This is a genomic window from Thalassotalea euphylliae (genome assembly GCF_003390375.1).
GTDB classification, from domain to species: Bacteria; Pseudomonadota; Gammaproteobacteria; order Enterobacterales; family Alteromonadaceae; genus Thalassotalea_F; species Thalassotalea_F euphylliae_A.
On record NZ_QUOT01000001.1, the window covers coordinates 161,132 to 182,829 of the forward strand.

The following is a 21,698-nucleotide window of genomic DNA, read 5'->3' on the forward strand; positions in this document are numbered from 1 at the left end:
ATTAAACTCAAGGTAATAGTTATCAGATTATCGCCAAGCGTAACTTATTTTGGTAAATATTGTGCGCCTTTCCTGTTTTAATGACCCAATAAAGTCATCTTCAAAACTATTGTCTGAATAGCCTAAGAAAAACACCGTTTGCGGGTTCAATTTATAAGCATATATCAATTGTGTTGCTAAACTGCGCTCTTGCTCGCTAAAAAAGCTCAGCGGATTATTGTCTGGGTTGTAATCAATATCTTGATAGACGAGGCTCAGTTTTAAAGAGCTTTGCACATCAAAATAATAACGCAGCCTTAAATCGGTAAGATTAGCGGTAAAAACATTTTGGCTGTCTGCATCAAGCTCGCTATAGGTGTGATATAAGTCAATTTCAAGATGAGGGTTAGGGTGCCATGTAACATTACCTATTAACTCAACGATATCACCTAAACGGTCGTTGTCGTAATCGATCTTATCTCCTAATGTACCCTCAAGTGACACGTAAGTTTTATTATTTGGCCTAAGTTGCCCAAAGAAGCGCCATTGCTGTTCGTTAAAGCGTTTAGTGTTGCCATCGATAGATAAATTACTGCTGTCTTGTCGCAAACCCACTTTATTCGCATCGACATAAATTAACTCTACACGTGACAATAGTGGGCCGTCGGCAAAAGCATAAAATGATTGCTCTCGATTAATCAATTCACCGTTTTCATTATGCTGAATGGCGTATTTACTGCCAACATCAATTGTTGACCAAAGCGCTTGCTCATCTTGGTAAAAGCTGCGAACAATATTAATTTGATCATTGACGTAATCAACGCGATTGATGAATCCTAGGTCGGCGCGAAAATCCTCACCATACCATTGACGCTGCGCATCTAACGTCCAGTATTCAGAATCGTGAAGATATTTAAGCTGGTAAGCGTTGTCTGAAAAACTTCCTTCTTTTTGACTGCGCAACACTTGTTCATTGGGTGAACAGTTGCCTCGACAAAATTGCGTGAACAAGTCTTGTGGATATTCGGTATCACTTGCTAACCATTGAAATTTCAAGGAGTTTGCTCCGTTAATGCGATAACTACCATCAAGGCCAGTGACATAGTTATGGTAGTCGTCAGCACGTCGAAACGTTGAAATAACCCCCAGTGTCACATCTTGGCTAATATCATAAAGGTAGCGTAAAGCACCTGAGTGACTTTCTGTATCCAAAGAAGCGATATTCGCGCTAAGGTTGCCAGACAAGATGAAATTAGTTTCTTCATCATGGCTAACAAATGCACCAAAGTTATGTGAACCTTGGCTGCCGGTTAACTTTGCGCCGTAATCAGGATCGGCAATATTACGGGTGTATACAAGCTCGGTAATGCTTTCAAAGTAGTGTTGATTTTCAAGAAAAAAGCTGCGCTTTTCATCAAAAAACAGTGAAAACTTGTTGTTAACTTTGAGCTGGCCAGCATCGGCTTCAACGGTTGAAAAATCAGGGTTAAGTGTCGCGTTAAACAAGGTTTTTGGGGTGATCCCCCAGCGCAAATCTAGGCTAGCTTCAACATCCGTTTCACTTTGCCAATCAGATTGCGGGTCGTAGATATCGCGTTGCTCATCATAACTGGCAACTAGCGCTGGCGTAATTTGTAAGTTTTCTCCGATTTCCGCTTGCTCAAAGCCTTCTGCCATTGGGTATTGGCATAGCCAACAGGCATTGTCACGATCGAGTTTTACACTGGAAATACGCAATCGTTGCTCACGCGGATATATGCGTACCAATTCAAATGGCCATTGCTGAATACTTTTATTCTCATCAAAATTTAAAATTTGGTAAGGGATTGCCATTTCCACTTGGTAACCAAATTCCGTTACTTTACCGTATGAATGCCAAATACCGTCCCATAATTCATTCGGTAATCCAGTAATTTCATTGAAGGTTTCATCATTTTGTACGCCGTAGGGGTTCACAAAAAAGTTATAACTTAGGCGGCGATTATTCAGCGGATCAATGATAATACCAACAACATCGTCGAACCACTTAGTGTCACGCTCACCAATTGAGCTGATCATTTTGTTTGGATTGGGATCATGTGCGATAAATGCGACAAGCAGCTCTTTACCGTTGTCGATTACGCGCGCTTCGGTCTTTACTGGACTCGGTGTGTTTTCGTAAGGGCTGGTCACATTATCGAGAAAAATAACTTTTGCTTGTTGCCAAACCGGATCGCTTAAGTCGCCGTCTATCACTGCATTGAGGTTAGTATGAGGGATGGCGATTGATTGTTTTGCTTGGTGGGTAAATGGCGTGGCAAATAGAGAAAAAGAACACGTTAACAGGGCAACTGCTAATCCCTGACGACATCTGGCGAACATCTTAATAGCCCTTGATTTTGTTATTGTTGTTGTTTTATTGGGCAAGTATTGTGTCAGAATATGTATGAATAGACAAACGTAAGTTAATGCTGTTGTTAACATTTATTTTACATGGGTTTTACTGTTAATTAGAGCGTTACTAGTAAAAATGAGGAGACTATAGGTTATGCCGTTTAGTTGGTTCGATATTTTCGCCATCATTATTTTTATTCTCTGCTGGGCTGGTTATACGGTATTTGCGCGTAAACAAGCAAAAACCACCAATTGTATTGCTCGTTGCTTGCATCAGCACAGAATTCATTGGATGTACGAGCTAATGACTCGCGATGTTCGCGTAACTGAGGCGGCACTGCTTGCCAATTTAGAACGCAATATCGCTTTCTTTGCCTCAACGTCACTGTTGGTTATCGCTGGTATATTGACTTTATTTGCGCAAATCGAAAAGCTGGAGGGAGTGATTGCGTCGCTGCCTTTTGCTGACCCGTCGAATCACCTTGCGATACAACTTAAACTGGCCTTATTGGCATTTATATTTGTATTAGCGTTTTTCCATTTTACTTGGTCAATGCGTCAATACGGTTTTTTGAACGTTATGATAGGTGCTGCACCTATTGATTTAGCGGGAACAAACCCCAACCTAAAACAATACGCTAAGCAAATGGCCGTTGTTCAAGACCAAGCCGCACACTCCTACAACTATGGACTGCGCTCCTATTATTTCTCGTTGGCAGTAATTTGTTGGTTCTTTCACCCTTGGTTATTTGCGTTAGCAAGCTTAGTTGTGGTTTACACCTTGTACATTAGAGAGTTCAAGTCGAAAGCGGTTCGTGCGATTACAGTTGCGCAAGACCTTTTATGGGTTGAACGAGAAAAGGGTGACGCTAATGCAATTAATCAAACTAAGGCATCAATTAAACGTTAAAACTCGACATGACTGGGCGGTAGTTACTAAGTGGCAGAACAATTTAAACATTATACGGTGAGCGATTTTGATCGTTTTGATTGCGTTAAACTCTCGAAAACTATTTATTTAGCGCTTGCTTACTTATTACGTGGCTACTTAGTGTGGATGATGTCGGTCACCAACTTCAATGACAGGGTAGGAATTATTCAGTGGATTTACCCAGAGCCCAAGTTATTCTACCTAAATTTGGCATCCGGTAGCTTAGGGCTATTAGTTTTGCTGCTAGTGAGCTTAAGGCGTCCTAATGCGAATTCATGGGTGAAAGCTGTGTGGCCTCATACATTAAAGATGATACTGGCGGCATTAGTGATAGATAGTGTGATTGTGTTTGCTGGCTATTATTGGTGGCAGTTAACGGATGTGAGTGTGATGGTGGCACAATTATCAATTGCCTTAATCGTCGCTGCACCATGTTTGTTGAGTAAACGCTTAAAGCTAAATTTGGTTGAATTTCCAGAGCCGTTACCAGAAAAGTAACGGCTTTCTCGCACTGACTACTTGCCAAAGCCTTGGTCAATAATCAAATTTTTTCCTTCGGCAGCTGTTCTTGCTAATTCATCGCAACGTTCATTCTCAGGGTGACCCGAATGGCCTTTAACCCATTTCCATTCAATTTCGTGGCGCTGAACTTCTGCGTGTAATTGCTTCCATAAATCAACGTTTTTTACAGGCTGTTTGCTGGCAGTTTTCCAATTGTTTTTTAACCAGTTATGAATCCAATTAGTGATGCCTTGGCGCACGTACTGACTGTCGGTCGTAATGGTCACTTTACAACCTTCTTTGAGTGTTTGTAGCGCTTTAATCGGCGCTAACAGCTCCATGCGATTATTGGTCGTTTGTTGGTAGCCTTGTGATAACTCTTTTTCGTGCGCTTTATATATAAGCAGCGCACCATAGCCACCTGGGCCGGGGTTGCCGAGGCATGAACCATCGGTATAAATATAAACGTGCTTTTGCATTAAGTACTGCCTTTTGCGGTTTAAGGCCAACAAGTATTTGATTATTGGCATTCGTACGCAGATAAATAGGGCGTTTGATGACCAATTTATTTTCGATGTACGATTTTGATTGTGCTGTTTTTATTATGCAGTTTTTATTATCCTATGAAGCTCCGCCAGAAAGCCAGCACATTTGCGCTGGTTCGTTGTTATTAAAGGTGTTAAGTGTCAAGCCCAGCTAAGCAAGAAGAGCGTTTAATCGTACTGGATACCGAGACTACCGGTATTAATCCAAAAGAAGGCCACCGTATCGTTGAAATTGGTTGTGTTGAGATGATCAACCGTCAACTGACTGGGCGAACCTACCATGCCTACATTAATCCTATGTTCCAAATGGAGCAGGAAGTTATTGACGTTCACGGCTTAACGAATGAGTTCTTGGCCGATAAGCCACTGTTTAACCAAGTTGCCCAAGAGTTTATCGACTTTATACGCGGTGCTGAATTGGTTATTCACAATGCGCGATTCGACGTTGGCTTTATGGATCACGAGTTCGGTATGGTTAATGCTGGTTTACCGATGACGGATGATATATGTACCGTTACCGATACGCTGAAAGTGTCGAAAGATGAATTCGGCTCGCCAAAAACATTAGATTTTCTTGCCAAGCACTATCGGGTAGACAAGCTTGTTGACCGTACCTATCACGGCGCTTTGATTGATGCCCAGTTATTGGCTTACGTCTATATTGAGATGACGCGCAAGCAGGCAACATTTAATTTAAGCGCGGATGAAGGTGATGGTGGGGCGCTTGCTGGTGGTATTCGCCGTTTAGCAGAAAATCGAGCGCCATTAAAGATTGTTCAAGCTTCTGCCGATGAACTAATAGCACATGAAGAAAGGCTCGCAATTGTAGAGCAAAAAGGAAGTTCACCACTATGGTTAAAATAAGTCGACTGCTGGCTGTTGGTGCGTTATCGCTAAGTTCGCTCACCCACATTAGCCAAGCTGTTGAACAACAGGAAGAAACCTCGCCGCAGTCAAACACGATGACCATGGCTGGCAACAAGGCTATGGCTAACAATATGTCAATGGACGCCAGCAAAGACAAAGCCATGGCGCAAAAGCCAAGTCCTAAAATAGATTATTACGACGTTGACAACGTTACCAACCAAATTCCTTATTTTGACAATCGTTTTCGTATTGATGCCCAGCTTGATGAAGTCACGTTATTGTTTTATCGAAAAATGGGTTCACCACCGATTATTTTAATACGACCTGACGGCAGCAAGGTCAAAGTCAATCAGCATGACAAAGAAAGCGTCGAGTGGTACGACGATCGCACGTTTGACATGATTAAAATGAAACGCCCAATGCCAGGCCCGTGGCAAGCGATTGGGCAGATTCAACCAGGTAGCCACATCATGGTGATGTCGGAAGTGCGTCTTGAGGTCGCGCCATTACCTAATATTATGCTGTCAGGTGAAACCATTAAAATGACGGGTAAGTTATTTAATGGCGAGCTTGCTATAGATAACCCTTCTTTTAAAGACGTTGTTCGATTGGATGTAGACTTCTACAGTACTAACAACTCTGCTTATAATAATTTTGGTGCTGAGCCGGTTAAGCTAACTTCGTTTCGCGACGATGGTCGAAATTTAGATGAATATGCCGACGATGGTATTTTTACCGGTGAGTTTGAACTGAACTTTTCCCCAGGTGAATGGATTCCGCTATACCTAATTAAGTTGCCGATGGCGAGCAGGGAGCTTAGACAACAGCCGATAATTGTTCATAACAACCCTATTACTTTAACCGCAGAAACAACGATGGACTCGCAAAGTAAGCATCTCCTTAATATTGCCATTGATGATACGCATGTTGATCCAGACAGTATGGTATTCCAAGGAAAAGTGACCTTTCCTGATAAACAAGTAGAAGCATTTTCAATAATGGAAGGCCAGGGCAGTGAGCGTATTCATGAAATTAGCTACACTGAGCCGGGCGTTCATAGAGTCAAGATTAGTGCATTTGGTGAAACCCGAAATGGCCGAGAGTTTAGGTTAGTCGTGCCAGACTTTTCATTTAATGTTGATCGCGATCCGAATGAACTGGTGGCAACGGTAAATGAAAATGGTGAAATTGTTCAGGTTAGCCAAGAAGAAATTGATCAGCTTGCGGGTAATGAAGAACCCAAATTATCCATTGAAGAAGAACTTGAGCTACTAAAAGAAGAACAAGCGGCGATAAAAGCAGCAGAAGAAAAAGAAACTTTACTATTTATCGGTATTGGCAATGGCATTATTTTAGTAATTGCTGCACTTGGCTACGGTATTTTTCTATTTCTTCGCAAAAGAAAAACTAAGCAAGCTGCTGAAAAAAGCGAATAAATCACCGGAGTTTGATGCTATTTCACCCTTATTGGTTGGCATTTGCGCACTTGAAAAATAATCTCAAAAAAGTGGTTGACGGATAGGGAACAGATCCGTAATATTCGCTCCGCATTCAACGAGATGTTGTTGATTAGCAGAGTTTTAAACGCGGAGTGGTAGTTCAGTTGGTTAGAATACCGGCCTGTCACGCCGGGGGTCGCGGGTTCGAGTCCCGTCCACTCCGCCAATTAAAATTCTGACTTTGCATTAACTGCGGAGTGGTAGTTCAGTTGGTTAGAATACCGGCCTGTCACGCCGGGGGTCGCGGGTTCGAGTCCCGTCCACTCCGCCACTTAATGTAAAGTATTAATCTTCAGTTTCAGCGACGCAGCAATATACAGTTTGTATAGAAGCTAAATGCGGAGTGGTAGTTCAGTTGGTTAGAATACCGGCCTGTCACGCCGGGGGTCGCGGGTTCGAGTCCCGTCCACTCCGCCAAGTCGTTAGATGAATTCAAATAAAGAAAAACCTTATCAGTAATTATTAATGTAATTGTTGATAAGTAATGCTGCGGAGTGGTAGTTCAGTTGGTTAGAATACCGGCCTGTCACGCCGGGGGTCGCGGGTTCGAGTCCCGTCCACTCCGCCAACTCTTTATCTGAATGAATACTTTGAATATTAAGAATATACATCCTTAACAATAGTTTTAAGGATATTACTGCGGAGTGGTAGTTCAGTTGGTTAGAATACCGGCCTGTCACGCCGGGGGTCGCGGGTTCGAGTCCCGTCCACTCCGCCAACTTTCTTAATCGATAAGTAACTGAAACAAAATACAAATTGTTAAATACAAAACTTCTATTAGGTTACTTATTTAAGTTCTATTAAATAGGAATACCTAAATAGTAAATGCTGCGGAGTGGTAGTTCAGTTGGTTAGAATACCGGCCTGTCACGCCGGGGGTCGCGGGTTCGAGTCCCGTCCACTCCGCCAATATTTACTCAATCTTGTTTTTCCTTTCGAAAATAATAAAAGCGCTAAGTTCGCACTCATCACAGTTTAGTCCTTTAAATTAGCTTTAATAAATAGCTATCTTGTCGCAGTTTTATTTAATACTTACTCATATTGGTATTAGCACGCTCACCAACGGCTTCTTCTTTGAACATCGGTTACTTAATAACAACGCTTTGCTCAAATTCTGCTTAGTATTTTTAGATGAATATTTGTACGCCAATGTTAACCAGTTTTTTCATTGGTTAACCTATTGTTAATATTGATGATGGTTCGTATTTAAAACGTTATTTATGATTGCAATCAATTAATAAGCTAAATATATTGCCTAGCATTTCTGACCATCTCCAGCTCTTTATAGGATATTTATGCTTACCAAATTTTCCAGACTTTCTCTGACGCTTCAATTAGCCGTTGCAACCACTATCGCCATTGTGTTACTGGTTATCGTTGCCGGTTATATTTCAATAACACAATCAGCAAGTGCCTTATTGGCAGTTGAACAAAAAACACTACGTGAAGAAGTAAACACCACGACATCGCTTCTCAGTACGCCATATAATGCCTTGACACCTGTGGTGCATAAATTTGCGCGAGAGTTAAGAACAGAATTCGATGGAGAGTTTACTTTCGATCGGCAGAGCACAGCGCGAATTGCTGGTATTGATGTGCCTATGCTCCTCAATGATGGCACAGCTATTACCAATGATTTTACTAAGCTAGACGCATTTACCAAGCGATGGGATGTACCTGCCACCGTATTTCAAAGGGTTAAAGGCGGCTTTCTTCGAGTGAGCACCTCCCTGAAAACGAATTCAGGTGAACGAGCATACGGTACTTGGCTAAGTAAAGATCACATGGGTTATCAGACCATACTAAGCGGTAAGTCTTATGTCGGTTATGCCAATTTGTTCGGCAAACACTTCCTGACACAATACGACCCTGTTGTTGTTAATGGCGAAGTTATTGCTGTGTTATTTGTCGGCGTAGATGTTTCCGCAAGTATAGAACAGGCCTTTAATGCGCTTGCTGCTGTTAATATTGGCGATACTGGCTATCTTTATGTCATCAACAACAGCGGAGACGTGGTATACCACCCAACGCTAGCTGTGGGAAGTGATTTGGTTAACACCAAAACCCCTGATGGCCAGCAACCTTTCCAACAGTTAGTCGACGACAAGCAAGGCAGTATTCGCTACCTTTGGGATAACGGTAGTGGGGAGCTTAGTTACAAACACGTTGAATTTGCTTATGCAAAAGAGTGGGGGTGGATTGTCGCTGGTGGCACTTACGAAAGCGAGTTTACTGCTGCTGCCGATGAAATGGCTTGGCGCCTTATGGTGACCTATATCTTTGGGGTGTTAGCCGTCATTCTAATTATCGTTTATTTGTCAAAGCGATTATTACTTCCTCTGCAGTTGTTGACTGACAAAATAGAAATTATTGGCGCTGGCGACTTAGTTAATCATGGCTTAGCCGTACAGCATGACAATTCGAAAAACGAAGTTGATCGCATTGAAGCAAGTATGGTTAACACTGTCGCTTCATTGAGAGCGCTAGTTAATGGAGCCTCTACTATTGGCGATAGCGTCAATGCAATTAGCGTTAGTGTATATGATAACGCTGAATCACAGCGAGTGACATCAAATCAACTCTCAGGTGAGTCGTATCAAACGGCTTCCGGCATCGAAGAAATGTCTAATTCCTATAAAGAAGTGGCCGAAAATGTCAATAGTGCAGCCGATAATGCGCAACATATAGATGACGCATCAAAAGCTTCTTCTGCGCATATGGCTGAACTGATGAAATCTGCAGATAATACAACGCTGCGCATTAACGATGTTGCGCAATCTATAGATGAGTTAAACGCTAACGTTTATGGAATTACGCAAGCTGTTGAATTAATTCGTGGGATCGCAGATCAAACAAACTTACTTGCATTGAATGCGGCAATTGAAGCGGCGAGAGCGGGCGAACAAGGGCGTGGCTTTAGCGTCGTCGCGGATGAAGTGAGAAGTTTAGCTAAGCGCACCCAAGAATCAACAGACGAAATTGAACCGTTAGTGGCGTCATTTTTGTCAGCCACACAAGTTGCAGCGAAGGGGATGTCTGTGGTGCTAACGGATATGGATATAACTAAAGATAAGGCGACAGAAAGCAACGAATTATTAGCCAATATCTCTGCGATGGTTGAGCAAATGAGCGGTGAGCTTACATCGATATCCGTTGCGGTTACTGAGCAATCTCAGCTAACGGACGAAATGGCAGGGCGCCAACAGGAGGTTAATCAAATTGCTGAATCTTCAGATACTAAAGCCTCACAAGTACTTGATTCAGCGAAAGAGCTAAACAGCTTGGCAGAGCAATTAAAAACCTCGTTAGCACAGTTTACGACCAAATAGGGCGATAAATTGTTAATGTGCTGGCTGCCTGTTTATACCGGGTTGCTAGCAGTAGGCGAAAGTTGAACTATTTCAGATAAGGCAAGTGCATTTGCTGCCTGCCTTATCTGCTGTTTCATAACTAAGAATGTTTAGCTGCAGAAGTTTAGCCTTGTCGAGCTAATTCAGCTAAACAGGGTTACCAACTATACCTAGTGTATTTGTGTATTTTTAAACTGAGTATATTAACGCTAATTACTTAGGTGGCCCGCTTAGGTTATTTGTTTAGGTTGACTGGTGTGGGCTAATTTGATTTTTTAGTGCCTCTTCTTGCTCTTGTTGGCAATATAGTCGATGAATCAACTGATCTTTATCTAGCCACTGCTGGTTCAGCCATTCTTGGAAATGGGCCTTAAACTCTGGATCTTCAAAATAATCACCGATCAGTGCTTGGTTAATGTCAATTGCCTCTATGTGAACAATCACTTTTCCCAGCTTTCCTTTAAGCATGTCCTTCATCACGTGACCGGGATTATCAGGGTAGAGCACCGTTATGTTGAGTACCTTATCAAATTGCTCACCCAGTGTGGCCAAAGTGAATGCAATGCCACCGGCTTTAGGTTTGAGTAAATAGCGAAATGGGCTTTGCTGGCGTTCATGTTTGCGCTTTGTAAAGCGCGTGCCTTCAACAAAGTTAATGATGGTTGTTGGATGATCGCGAAAAGACTGACAAGATTTTTTTGTGGTTTCGATATCTTGACCTTTCAAGTGTGGATTTTTCGCGACAAAGGCTTTGCTGTAACGCTTCATAAAGGGCATATCTAGCGCCCAGCACGCCATCCCCAAAAACGGGATTTTCTTTAATGATTCTTTGAGAAAAAATTTAGGCTCAGGTGTGTGTTGGCGGGCAACTTCGGCAATGACTAAAATGTCTAGCCAGCTTTGGTGATTTGCCAATATCAAGTACCAGGCGTCTTTACTAAGATTTTCTGCCCCTTTAATTTCCCATTCTGAGCGGTTGATTAAACGTAAAATCAGTGTGTTGTTGTATGTCCACAAACGATAAAAGGTGTGCATTGGACAATACAACAGTTGATGGAACGCCTTTACAGGGATGAGGGTTTTTAATAAACCACCAAGAAAAACTAAGGTACCGTTAAACGCTAAATTTAAACAAAATAAGGCAAAAGCAAAAGGCATTAAAATAAAGCTAGGCAATCCAGTTAGCATTTTTACTCCATCACTACTTGTTGATATCCCAATCATTATTTTAAGTTTATGGATAGTGTGAGATATCTTTCATAAAAATGTCATATTACCGATATTTATTTTAAACAGGTACCGTTATGTTTGTCACAAATGTACGCTGAAATCTTAGCTTAAAGAAATAATATTATTTAAAATCAAAGTCATAAGTTACTTATTTGTTTTTCACAAAGCATAAAAAAACCTGCCGAAGCAGGTTTTTTATTCATGTTTTATTAGCGCTGATGATTAAGCAGCATGCTCTTGGCTATCAGCCATTTCTGCTAGTAATGATTTTGCCGCAGGTAAATCCATTGGGTCAAAGTCATCTACATCGATTACTGCTTTACGACCTAACTCAGTCTTACGCAGGTGCTCGGCTTCACTTTCTGTGATGGCATTTGCTGCCAGACCTTGCTCAGCCACTTCATTTAAGCGGAAGAAAGGTAGCTTTTTACCAACAGCACGACACACTTTATCGTAAATTGGCTCGGCAGCAAGAATGTCGTCTAACGTTTGCTCAAGCATACCTACAACATTTTCTGGCTCGCGAGTTAAGTACTGGCCTTGACCAATACGGTTACGCGTTTCACATGGCGTTTGTAGGATTTTAGCGACAGCATGGTCAAGTTTGTCAGATGGTTTAGTTAACCAGCTACCAAATGGCAAGATAACCGCACGTAAAGCGACTGCAACTGCTTTGTTAGGGAAGTTGCTAATGAGCTCATCAATTGCAACTTGTGTTTGGTACAAGCTGTCTTCAACTGCCCATTGTAATACTGGTAAGTCAGCAGATTGACGGCCTTCGTCATTAAAGCGTTTCAATGTTGCTGAGGCTAAGTACAAGTGACTTAATACATCACCTAAGCGTGCTGAAATACGTTCACGACGTTTTAAATCACCACCTAGGGTTAACATCGCAATATCAGATAACATTGCTAAGTTAGAGCTAAAGCGTGTTAACAATTGGTAGTATCGGCGCGTACCGTCGCTGTATGGTGACTTAACAAAGCGAGAGCCTGTTAACGACATCCATAAGCTGCGGAAGATATTGCTTGTTGCAAAACCAATATGACCAAATAATGCGTGATCGAAATCATCTAATGCTTGTTTAAAGTCACTGTTACCAGCCGCTTCAAGCTCAGCTAAAACGTAAGGATGACAACGGATTGCACCTTGACCGTAGATAATCATGTTACGGGTTAGGATGTTTGCACCTTCAACCGTGATAGCAACTGGTGCACCTTGGTAGCCACGTGCTAAGTAGTTAGCAGGGCCCATACAAACGCCTTTACCACCGTGAATATCCATCGCATCTGTCACAGATGAACGCATTTTCTCGGTTAAGTGGTATTTAGCAATAGCAGAGATTACCGACGGCTTTTCGCCTAAGTCGATACCGCCTGTTGACATAGTTGTCACAGCATCCATTAGGTAAGCGTTACCGCCAATACGTGCCAATGCTTCTTCAATACCTTCCATTTTACCGATAGGTAGTTTGAATTGACGACGAATGCGGCTGTAAGCACCTGTGGCAAGTGCGATAGATTTAACGCCACCAGCACTGTTTGAAGGTAAGGTAATAGCACGGCCGACAGACAAACATTCAACTAGCATACGCCAGCCTTGACCAGCCATTTTCGGGCCACCGATGATGTAATCAAGTGGTACAAAAACTTCTTCACCTTGTGTCGGGCCATTTTGGAACGGCACGTTAAGTGGGAAGTGACGACGACCAGTAATCACACCGTCAAGATCTGTAGGGATCAGGGCACAAGTAATACCTAGGTCTTCTTCTTCACCGATTAATCCATCTGGATCGTACAACTTAAAAGCAAGGCCAAGTACTGTAGCTACAGGTGCAAGTGTAATGTAACGCTTGTCCCATGTTAGCTTCATGCCTAGTACTTCTTCGCCGTCAAATTCGCCTTTGCAAACAATACCAAAATCAGGAATTGAGCCTGCATCAGAGCCAGCTTCCGGACTGGTTAACGCAAAACACGGAATTTCTTGGCCATTAACTAGGCGAGGTAAGTAGTAGTCTTGTTGTTCTTTAGTGCCGTAGTGCTGCAATAGCTCACCTGGGCCTAAAGAGTTAGGAACACCAACGGTACTGGCAAGTACTGAACTTGCACCCGTTAGTTTTTGTAACACGCGAGACTGTGCATAGGCGCTGAATTCCAAACCACCAAATTCTTTTTTGATGATCATCGCAAAGAACTTGTTGTCTTTTAGGTATTGCCAAATCTCTGGCGATAGGTCGGCGCGATCGTGTGTGGTATCCCAGTCATCCACCATTTTACAAACTTGCTCAACAGGGCCATCCAAGAATGCCTGTTCTTCAGCTGACAAACGTGGTTTAGGGAAGTTGTGAAGCTTTTGCCAGTCCGGGTTACCACGGAATAGATCAGCTTCGAACCAAGTTGTACCCGCGTCAATCGCTTCTTTTTCGGTACGAGACATTTCTGGCATAATACCTTTAAACATTTTCAGCAAAGGCTTACTGATGTATTCCTTTCTGAAGCTTGTCATGTTCAATGGTAAAGCGATGGCGGCAAAGATTAACCAGCCAACAAGAGAAACAACGTTAAATACAGAGCCTACCACCATGAGTATACCGAATACTAAGGTGTAGGTAGTCAGAGCGGCTCGGGTATAAGCCATAAACCAGCTTAGTGCTATTGCGCTGGCAAACCAAATTAAAGTTTCCACTTACTTTCCTTACTTTTTTAAGAGGTCAGACCACTAAAGATTAGCTCGTAGATGAAAAAAATTCAATTAAAATGTCGAATAAATCAATAAATCTCACGTAAGTTTTGTTGAAGCGTTATAATTTCGAGCTTAGCGAGCCAATCTATTGGCTTTTGTTTATAGGTTTTGCTATCTAGTTTTTGTAATTTGGCTTGTTACTATCATCGTTGTTAGATCATTGTGACTAGGTTATTAGCTTTTAGTTGAGGTAAATAAAGCGTCTATGTGTGAACTTCTTGCCATGAGTGCAAATGTGCCGACCGATATCTGTTTTAGTTTTGCGGGCTTAATGCAGCGAGGTGGCAATACTGGGCCCCATAAGGATGGTTGGGGGGTTACTTTTTACGAAGGCAAAGGGTGCCGTAGCTTTAAAGATCCAATGCCGAGTGCCGAATCCAAAATTGCACAGTTAGTGACAGATTACCCGATCAAGAGCGAGTCTGTGATTTGCCATATACGCCAAGCCAATTCAGGCGCAGTTTGTTTAGAGAATACTCACCCATTTGTTCGTCAACTTTGGGGGAAAAATTGGACTTATGCCCACAATGGCCAATTGAAAAATTTTATTGAGGCTTTGCCGGTTGAGCATCACATACCTGTTGGCACAACCGATAGTGAGCACGCGTTTTGTTGGCTACTTGATCAACTTTATATAACGTTTGGTCGCACCCAACCTGCATCGGAAGTGTTGTTTAATTTTATTGCTGAGCACGCACAGCAAATTAATCAGCTAGGTGTGTTTAATCTAATTTTGTCTGACGGCGAGAGCTTATTTGCATTTTGTTCAAATAATCTGCATTGGATTACCCGACGGGCGCCTTTTGGCCAGGCACAGTTAATTGATGCCGATGTCGTCGTTGATTTCAAAAAAGAAACGAGCTCAACCGATATAGTGACCGTTATTGCTACCCAGCCGCTCACCAATAATGAAAAATGGCACAAGATGGAAGCAGGGCAGTGGCATGTATTTAACAAAGGGCTCTGTGTGTTTGGCTCGCCAACTTAAGACCTACTACTCTATAAATGCTTTGGTTAATACAGAAATCAAACAGCAACGATGTGCTGCTGTTTGATTTTTAAAAATAACGGATTGGTATTTGCCATCTAGCGACTTATAGAAAGTTTAGGTTACCGCCAAAGGCGGGTATGGATCTGGCGAGTGAGTTTGTGTCAAGGGAGCTTATGTTTAGCAAGCTGTTAGTTAACAGTCAAAGAAGACAATTGTGCTTGAAACTGCTCAACGCCGCCTTTTTGTTGAAACAACTTCACCATCAAATAATCAAGTTCAGGTGCAAACCAAGCATAGGTAACACGCTTTTTGTCTACCACTTCACGTTTTAAGCGAATCGTTTTTACTAAACCATACGGCAGCATTAATTCTTCTTCACCATCATACTCGTAAACGTAATTTTTGATTTTGCCAGAGGTACCAACCACCGGATAAACAAAATGTTGCGGCTTTTGTGCTTGGCCATCATTGGCTATTAAGTTCAAACGGTTTTGTAGGTGATAGCTAAGCTTGTCTTGAATATTGGTAGGAAAGTCTATATCGCGAGTACGCTTTGTTTTTACATTAGTTGCTTGATTGGCTTTAACGTCGTATTGCCATTCATAATATTTGTCTTTACCAGTGCCTTCGCGGTTATAGGTGTAGTGATTTGGCGTTACTTTGCCGCCTATCACTTCGACAATCGAAGTTTCGGCGCGGCGATCAGAAAAAATCATCCACTCAATATCAGTGTGATAACTGTATTTCGCTAAACCATTCTCTAAATATTCAAGTTCGCGTGTTGCGCTACCAACGGCTTTAGATTTGCGCAATATGGTATATTGCGCAGTAAAAGGACTAACAAGAGGGGACGCTAATTGTTCACCGTGGGATGCATAAACCGGTGATAAAGCGCTTAATGAACCAGCAGCCAATGCGGCTAATAGCCATTTTTTCAACATCAAAATTACCTCATCAGAAATGTACGCCAAAGAGTGTTACTACTCTTCGCTTGCATATCCTGACATAGGCAAAGGTGTGTCATCAAGTATTGCTTTTTCGTCCACCATTTTTAATCGTCCTTGGCATAGCCATTTGACGACAAGTGGATAAATTCGGTGTTCTTGTTCATGCACCCTAGCAGCTAGTTCGTCAGCTGTGTCATTTTCAAATACAGGCACTTTCGCTTGCAGAATAACTGGGCCGCCGTCTAACTCTTCAGTCACAAAATGAACACTAACGCCATGTTCGTCGTCACCTGCATCAATGGCGCGCTGATGCGTATTCAAGCCTTGATATTTGGGTAACAGAGATGGATGGATATTAACAAGTCGACCTTGATAATGTTGAACAAATGCAGGCGTTAAAATGCGCATAAAGCCAGCAAGCACAACAACGTCCGGTTGATACTTATCAATGGCTGCCATCAAGGCGTCATCATAAGCTTCTCTAGTGGCAAAATCACGATGGGATAATGTGGTGGTGGCGATATTGGCGTTGGCAGCACGTTCTAGGCCATAAGCGTCAGCTTTATTCGATAATACGCCAACCACTTGGCCCGGATAATCTGGCGATTTGCAGGCGTCGATAATCGCCTGCAAATTAGTCCCACTGCCAGAAATTAAAACGAGAATTCGGCAGGACATTTAGCTTACTCCTGACCAATAACGACTTGTTCTTGATCTTCTGCTTTGGTTTGGATTTCACCAATGTGCCAAGCTTGCTCGCCGTGTGCCTTAAGAATTTCAAGACTTTGTTCAACAGCATCTTTCGGTACAGCGATAATCATACCAACACCACAGTTAAAGGTACGGTACATTTCATGGGTTGTAACATTACCTTTTTCTTGTAACCAATTAAAAATGCTTGGCCACTGCCAAGATGTTTCATTAATAACTGCTTTAGCATTTTCAGGTAGTACGCGTGGAATATTTTCCCAGAAGCCACCACCGGTAATATGTGATAGTGCATGAACGTCTACTTCTTTGAGCAGTGCAAGCACTGATTTAACGTAAATTTTCGTTGGTTCAAGTAAGTGTTCGCCAATTGATTTACCGTCAAGTAGCTCGTTGGTATCACTACCGCTGACTTCTAGCACTTTGCGAATTAATGAGTAACCATTTGAGTGCGGGCCAGAAGAGCCAAGAGCAATCAGTTGGTCGCCAGCGGCAACTTTTTGGCCGTCTAATACTTTTGATTTTTCAGCAACGCCAACACAGAAGCCAGCAATATCGTAATCGCCTTGATGATACATGCCTGGCATTTCAGCAGTTTCACCGCCAACTAACGCACAGCCTGCTTGCACGCAGCCTTCAGCAATACCGTTAACCACACTTGCGGCAACTGGAACGTCTAACTTAGCGGTTGCATAATAATCAAGGAAGAACAGTGGCTCCGCCCCTTGAACAATTAAGTCGTTAACACACATAGCAACAAGGTCGATACCAACAGTGTCGTGTTTTGCTAAATCAATCGCTAAACGCAATTTTGTGCCAACGCCATCTGTACCCGCTACTAACACAGGCTCTTTATAACCAGTTGGTAATTGGCAAACCGAGCCAAATCCACCTAAACCACCCATTACTTCTGGGCGAGTTGTGCGCTTTACCGCGCCCTTAATGTTTTCTACTAACTCATTGCCTGCATCGATATCGACACCAGCGTCCTTATAGCTTAGGGATTGCTTTTGTTCGCTCACGAGAAACCTCAAATTGTTCAAAAGGATTTTTGAAAGCGCATATTCTAACAGCGCATTTAGGGAGATAAAATCTTTATCAGAAATTATTTTTAAGTGAAAACTTTGTCGCTAATTATGTTAAGATCGACACTATGAAATTGATTCAATTAAACAAAATGTTCCACGCGCTGGTATTAATTTTAACCACATTTAGCATATTTTCAGCAGCAGCGATTGAAGTAACTGATTTGTATCAAGCAAAAGTCGCGGTTGACTCGCAAGCAAACAAAGATCGCAACCAAGCAATTAAAAAAGCCATGGCGGCTGTGTTACTTAAAGTGGGTGGTCAAGAATCGGTATTAACCAATAGCGAAGTAAAGCGACAGTTAAGTCGTTACAATCAATATCTCACGCAATATCGCTACGAGCGCGATAGCGAACAACTTTTTCTCGTGGCGATGTTCGATGAAAACAAAATCAATCAATTATTCCAACAACAAAACCTTGCCATTTGGGGAAGCTTGCGCCCGCAGATTTTAGTTTGGCTGTTAAATGAAAGCGACTTAAATCGTGAGGTAGTGGCTGAATCAGCTGGACTTCCTTGGCCCAAACAAGTGAATGATTTTTCTGAGCAGCGCGGCCTGCCTCTATTATTACCATTAATGGATCTAGAAGACTCGCTGCAAGTAAACGTAACCGATTTGTGGGGGCGTTTTGCTAATGCAACCGAAGAAGCAGCGGCAAGATACTTTGTTGATGCCAACTTAATTATTCGAATTTCAAACAGCAGCTTGTTGAGCGAGCAAGATCAGCAAGTGGCATGTGAAGGCGTGCTATGCCAACAACCTAGTTGGTATGCGGTTGATTGGTCGCTATTGGCCGAACGCCAGCAGTTTGGTGAAACCTATGAAGGAAGTGATGTGGCGGCGCTATTATCACAAGTATTAAAAGATGTTGCGTCTGTGGTTTATCAAGACTACGCGCTATCTACCGATTTGAACAATGAATTGCTAATAGACGTGGCTAATGTTGACTCATTAACAAGCTATGTAGAAATTCATCAATTTCTAACTGCTTTGTCAGCGGTTGAGTCGGTAATTTTAGTCGAAGCAGAAGAACAAACTAGAACATTTAAGCTTAATTTACTCGGTTCGAAAAAAGCCTTGTTAGCGTCACTTAAATTAAATGATCAACTACAACAGTATATCGACCCTTTAGTTGGCGAAGAGCCAGGTGCAAACCCTGTGTTTTATTGGAGAAAACAATGAAGCAAGATGCACAATTAGCACTGGCTGTGCACTTGCCTGATGATGAAACGTTTGAGAGTTATACTGGCAACACTAATCTAACAGTACTCAAAATTTTACGGGATTTCGTCAGCCAATTAAGGTTTTCGAACAGTCATAAAACGCAAAATTCAACGCAACCGGATTTGATTGAAACGGTCAATAGCTTTTATTTATTTGGCTTATCAGGCGCTGGTAAATCTCATTTATTGCACGCTGCTAGCAACTATGCTGACAGCTTAGGTAAAACCTCATTGTGTCTGCCAATGTCTGAGATTATTGAGATGCCAGTTGAAGTGCTGGAAGGGCTTGAACAAATTGATTTAATTTGTGTTGATGATATTCAACTGATTCGCGGCAATATGGTTTGGCAACAAGCAATTTTTGACCTGTTTAATCGCGTTAAAGAGCAGGGCAAGCAAATTCTGATTGCGGGCACAAACTCAGTACAAGACTTGTCACTAGAGTTACCTGATCTCAAATCACGATTGAGTTGGGGTTATGTTGAGCAGCTAAAACAATTAACCGACGATGAGAAAATGGCGGTGGTTGCAAGGCGCGCCCGTCAGCGTGGCTTAAATATTCAACCAGACGTAATTAAGTATCTATTGAATCATTTTAGCCGTGACACAGCCGCTTTAATTCAATACTTGGATACGCTCGACAAGTTGTCGATACGTGAACAACGCAAAATTACCATTCCATTTATCAAAGAAGCGCTAGCCAATAGTTAGACAGTTTGTTGTTTAGCGCTTTTCGTCACTTTTTTGTCATTTGCCTTTTACTTAGTTTGGCTTCCTATCAACTAAGGTAGTCATTGATTTGTGTTACTGCGTTTCGGTAAAGGTTTACTGTAGTAATGGTATTGACGATGATTGGAGTTTGCAGAGTTGTCACCGTTAGCATTTTTTGCCCTTGCTCGGCCATTAGTGTTTGGGCTCAGTGACAGATTGTCTCGCCAACTGGCACCAGCAACAAAAGGGATTGCTGCAGGTAGTTCAGCAATTGCTGCTTGTGCATCGAATTCTGGATAAACAAAGTTGGTTGTATAAGCGGCGCGATCAACAATTTGTGGTTGAGATAGTCGGCCTCGCTGTCCCCACTCAACGATGTAGTCGTTGCGATTATCATTGACGTTGTTAGGGTTATTGGTGACCGCAACATCGCGTTGCACGCCATATCTATGTTGCATCATTAACTCTTCAAAGAGCATGGCAAAGTCTTCACGTTCAGTGCTAAAACCATAAAAATGCACTGCCTTGTCTGGTTCAAACAGTGTACGAACATCTTGTGGTAAATACGCCTTTTGAATGTCTGTTGCATTACCCGTGTTGTAGCGTACTTGCGCCAAATCTTTCATTACTTGGCTTTCCAGTGGACTAAATGCGGTGAGCAGCTCAGAGCGGGCCGCATTATCTAGTGCAGCATCTAACACGCGGGCTTGGCTATTTAGCGATGACCAGTTAGTTTGTGGAAAAAAATCATTGGCATGGGCAAGCTCGTGGTAAAGCAAGTAGCCAAGTGGGTAGGTAAGTGCTGAAAGCGGACGTTCTACTCGCTCATCTTTAGCGTAAAATTCAAATGCGTAATCGTTGTCTTTAACGTAACGCCATGGAATCGCAAATTGTAAATCATCGCCTAAACCTGAACGAAAATCTGGCGCTTCGTTAATTGTGTCGCGCTGTCGTGGTGTTAGCCAAAAGTTCTCTGCATCCAGATAGATAGCACCAGTTGCCGCCCAGTAAAATGACGGTCTAACATCATAGGCTATAACAACCGCTGTTGTTGCTCTGAGCAACTGCTTAAAGTCATTGTGAGGGTCGAGTTGTTCTAAAAATGCTTTAAAGTTATCGCCCATCCATTGATGAGAGACGACTACTCTGTTCATCACATCATCGACACTTGGTGTTAATGTTTGTTGTGCCAGTAGTGGAAGTCGGTCCAATGTACATGAGGAGTTGAGAGCATTGCTATAAACACAATTGGCTAACTGATTCGCATAGGGGCTATTTGGGTTATACGGAAATACGCGGGCAACGCGATCGTCAAAATAAGCAGCATTGCTAATACTTTCAGCTTGTTCTACCAAAATTGTGACAGTTTCAGACGATTGACGGTTATTAACATTAGCGCTGGCTTCAAATGAGAAAAGCGTATCTTGTGACACCGCTGGCGCCTTAAAAATCAACACATTGTCACTGGTACTACTGAGGCTTATTGAAGGCCCTTGAGTTTGTCGCCAATTGACATTGGATAAGGTAGCAGCTTCATTTTGCCCACTAAACACGCGAACTGATACTTTATTCTGCGCTAATACGGCTTGTCCCGTCGGGATGGAAAGTGTCGCGTTATCCGCGGAGACGTCAATCGCAGCGTTTAAGGTTTTCGCTTGCCCATTTTCATTGAAACTCACTTGGAATTCATAGTTGCCACTTTCTGTCGGAACTACCGATAAGACTTTGTGATTGGTTGTGACAAGGTCGATTGCTTGTCCGCTGGTTTGCGACCAAGTAATGTTGGAAATGTTAGTGTCAGGTGCATATAGGATGAGCTCGGCGGCCTGATTAGTACTAACGTTGTTGCCATCAATAACAATCTCAGCGATTTTTGCTGCGCTGCCACTGTTGTTAGGACTTGGTTGAGTTGTGGAGTCACCCGAGGAGCCTCCGCCGCAGCCGTAAAGCATTGGCAGGGCAATGATAAATGCACAGTTAATTAGTTTTTTATTCATGCTAAAACTCCTGTGAA

At 42.5% G+C, this 21,698-nt stretch carries 16 protein-coding genes and 6 tRNA genes; 14 read left to right on the forward strand and 8 right to left on the reverse strand.

What is annotated here, in order from left to right; genetic code table 11:
- Positions 1-27: 27 nt before the first annotated feature.
- Positions 28-2,340: a carbohydrate binding family 9 domain-containing protein gene (locus tag DXX94_RS00760; RefSeq protein WP_181901450.1), complete on the reverse strand. Its 2,313-nt coding sequence runs from the start codon at positions 2,338-2,340 to the stop codon at positions 28-30.
- A gap of 166 nt (positions 2,341-2,506) precedes the next feature.
- Here DXX94_RS00760 and DXX94_RS00765 point away from each other — a divergent pair, with 166 nt between their 5' ends.
- Entirely contained in the window at positions 2,507-3,262 is a 756-nt protein-coding gene (locus tag DXX94_RS00765; RefSeq protein ID WP_116013230.1) for a DUF599 domain-containing protein, read from the forward strand.
- A gap of 30 nt (positions 3,263-3,292) precedes the next feature.
- Positions 3,293-3,781: a DUF2919 family protein gene (locus DXX94_RS00770; RefSeq protein WP_116013232.1), complete on the forward strand. Its 489-nt coding sequence runs from the start codon at positions 3,293-3,295 to the stop codon at positions 3,779-3,781.
- A gap of 17 nt (positions 3,782-3,798) precedes the next feature.
- On the opposite strand, the gene rnhA is transcribed toward DXX94_RS00770, so the two are convergent.
- Entirely contained in the window at positions 3,799-4,263 is a 465-nt protein-coding gene (gene rnhA, locus DXX94_RS00775; protein ID WP_116013233.1) for a ribonuclease HI, read from the reverse strand.
- A gap of 204 nt (positions 4,264-4,467) precedes the next feature.
- Between rnhA and dnaQ the strand changes: the two genes are divergently transcribed.
- The 9 genes from dnaQ (at position 4,468) to DXX94_RS00820 (ending at position 10,024) form a co-directional block, all read left to right on the forward strand.
- Positions 4,468-5,193 carry a DNA polymerase III subunit epsilon gene (gene dnaQ / locus DXX94_RS00780; protein ID WP_116000077.1) on the forward strand — a complete coding sequence of 242 codons (726 nt, stop codon included), beginning with the start codon at positions 4,468-4,470 and terminating at the stop codon, positions 5,191-5,193.
- Entirely contained in the window at positions 5,181-6,632 is a 1,452-nt protein-coding gene (locus DXX94_RS00785; RefSeq protein ID WP_116013235.1) for a TIGR03503 family protein, read from the forward strand. Before dnaQ ends, DXX94_RS00785 begins: the two co-directional genes overlap by 13 nt.
- A gap of 152 nt (positions 6,633-6,784) precedes the next feature.
- Positions 6,785-6,861 (forward strand) — tRNA-Asp (locus DXX94_RS00790).
- Positions 6,862-6,889: 28 nt separating this feature from the next.
- Positions 6,890-6,966: transfer RNA gene (locus DXX94_RS00795), tRNA-Asp, on the forward strand.
- A 69-nt stretch (positions 6,967-7,035) separates the two neighbouring features.
- Positions 7,036-7,112 (forward strand) — tRNA-Asp (locus DXX94_RS00800).
- A gap of 74 nt (positions 7,113-7,186) precedes the next feature.
- Positions 7,187-7,263: transfer RNA gene (locus DXX94_RS00805), tRNA-Asp, on the forward strand.
- A gap of 73 nt (positions 7,264-7,336) precedes the next feature.
- Positions 7,337-7,413: transfer RNA gene (locus tag DXX94_RS00810), tRNA-Asp, on the forward strand.
- A 114-nt stretch (positions 7,414-7,527) separates the two neighbouring features.
- Positions 7,528-7,604, forward strand: a tRNA-Asp gene (locus tag DXX94_RS00815).
- Between the two features lie 386 nt (positions 7,605-7,990).
- Complete coding sequence (locus DXX94_RS00820; protein ID WP_116013236.1) at positions 7,991-10,024, forward strand: methyl-accepting chemotaxis protein; 2,034 nt, start codon at positions 7,991-7,993, stop codon at positions 10,022-10,024.
- Between the two features lie 264 nt (positions 10,025-10,288).
- Here DXX94_RS00820 and DXX94_RS00825 read toward each other — a convergent pair whose 3' ends face one another.
- Positions 10,289-11,233 carry an acyltransferase gene (locus DXX94_RS00825; protein ID WP_116013238.1) on the reverse strand — a complete coding sequence of 315 codons (945 nt, stop codon included), beginning with the start codon at positions 11,231-11,233 and terminating at the stop codon, positions 10,289-10,291.
- Positions 11,234-11,497: 264 nt separating this feature from the next.
- A complete protein-coding gene (gene fadE, locus DXX94_RS00830) occupies positions 11,498-13,960 on the reverse strand; it encodes an acyl-CoA dehydrogenase FadE (RefSeq protein ID WP_116013240.1) in 2,463 nt (820 codons plus the stop codon).
- A gap of 262 nt (positions 13,961-14,222) precedes the next feature.
- Between fadE and DXX94_RS00835 the strand changes: the two genes are divergently transcribed.
- Positions 14,223-15,005, forward strand: coding sequence for a class II glutamine amidotransferase (locus tag DXX94_RS00835; protein ID WP_116013241.1), 783 nt, complete (start codon positions 14,223-14,225; stop codon positions 15,003-15,005).
- 191 nt (positions 15,006-15,196) lie between these two features.
- Here DXX94_RS00835 and DXX94_RS00840 read toward each other — a convergent pair whose 3' ends face one another.
- Genes DXX94_RS00840 through purM form a run of 3 tightly spaced genes read right to left on the reverse strand, consistent with a single transcriptional unit; the run spans position 15,197 to position 17,685 of the window.
- Positions 15,197-15,949 (reverse strand): DUF3108 domain-containing protein, encoded by a 753-nt coding sequence (locus DXX94_RS00840; protein ID WP_116013243.1) that lies wholly within the window; start codon positions 15,947-15,949, stop codon positions 15,197-15,199.
- 39 nt (positions 15,950-15,988) lie between these two features.
- Positions 15,989-16,633: a phosphoribosylglycinamide formyltransferase gene (gene purN / locus DXX94_RS00845; protein ID WP_116013244.1), complete on the reverse strand. Its 645-nt coding sequence runs from the start codon at positions 16,631-16,633 to the stop codon at positions 15,989-15,991.
- Positions 16,634-16,638: 5 nt separating this feature from the next.
- Complete coding sequence (purM, locus tag DXX94_RS00850) at positions 16,639-17,685, reverse strand: phosphoribosylformylglycinamidine cyclo-ligase (protein ID WP_116013246.1); 1,047 nt, start codon at positions 17,683-17,685, stop codon at positions 16,639-16,641.
- 131 nt (positions 17,686-17,816) lie between these two features.
- Between purM and DXX94_RS00855 the strand changes: the two genes are divergently transcribed.
- Both DXX94_RS00855 and hda read left to right on the forward strand, forming a co-directional pair.
- Complete coding sequence (locus DXX94_RS00855) at positions 17,817-18,932, forward strand: DUF2066 domain-containing protein (RefSeq protein ID WP_116013248.1); 1,116 nt, start codon at positions 17,817-17,819, stop codon at positions 18,930-18,932.
- A complete protein-coding gene (gene hda / locus DXX94_RS00860; protein WP_116013249.1) occupies positions 18,929-19,684 on the forward strand; it encodes a DnaA regulatory inactivator Hda in 756 nt (251 codons plus the stop codon). Before DXX94_RS00855 ends, hda begins: the two co-directional genes overlap by 4 nt.
- Positions 19,685-19,764: 80 nt before the next feature.
- On the opposite strand, the gene DXX94_RS00865 is transcribed toward hda, so the two are convergent.
- Positions 19,765-21,681 (reverse strand): hypothetical protein, encoded by a 1,917-nt coding sequence (locus DXX94_RS00865; RefSeq protein WP_116013251.1) that lies wholly within the window; start codon positions 21,679-21,681, stop codon positions 19,765-19,767.
- Positions 21,682-21,698 lie beyond the last annotated feature (17 nt).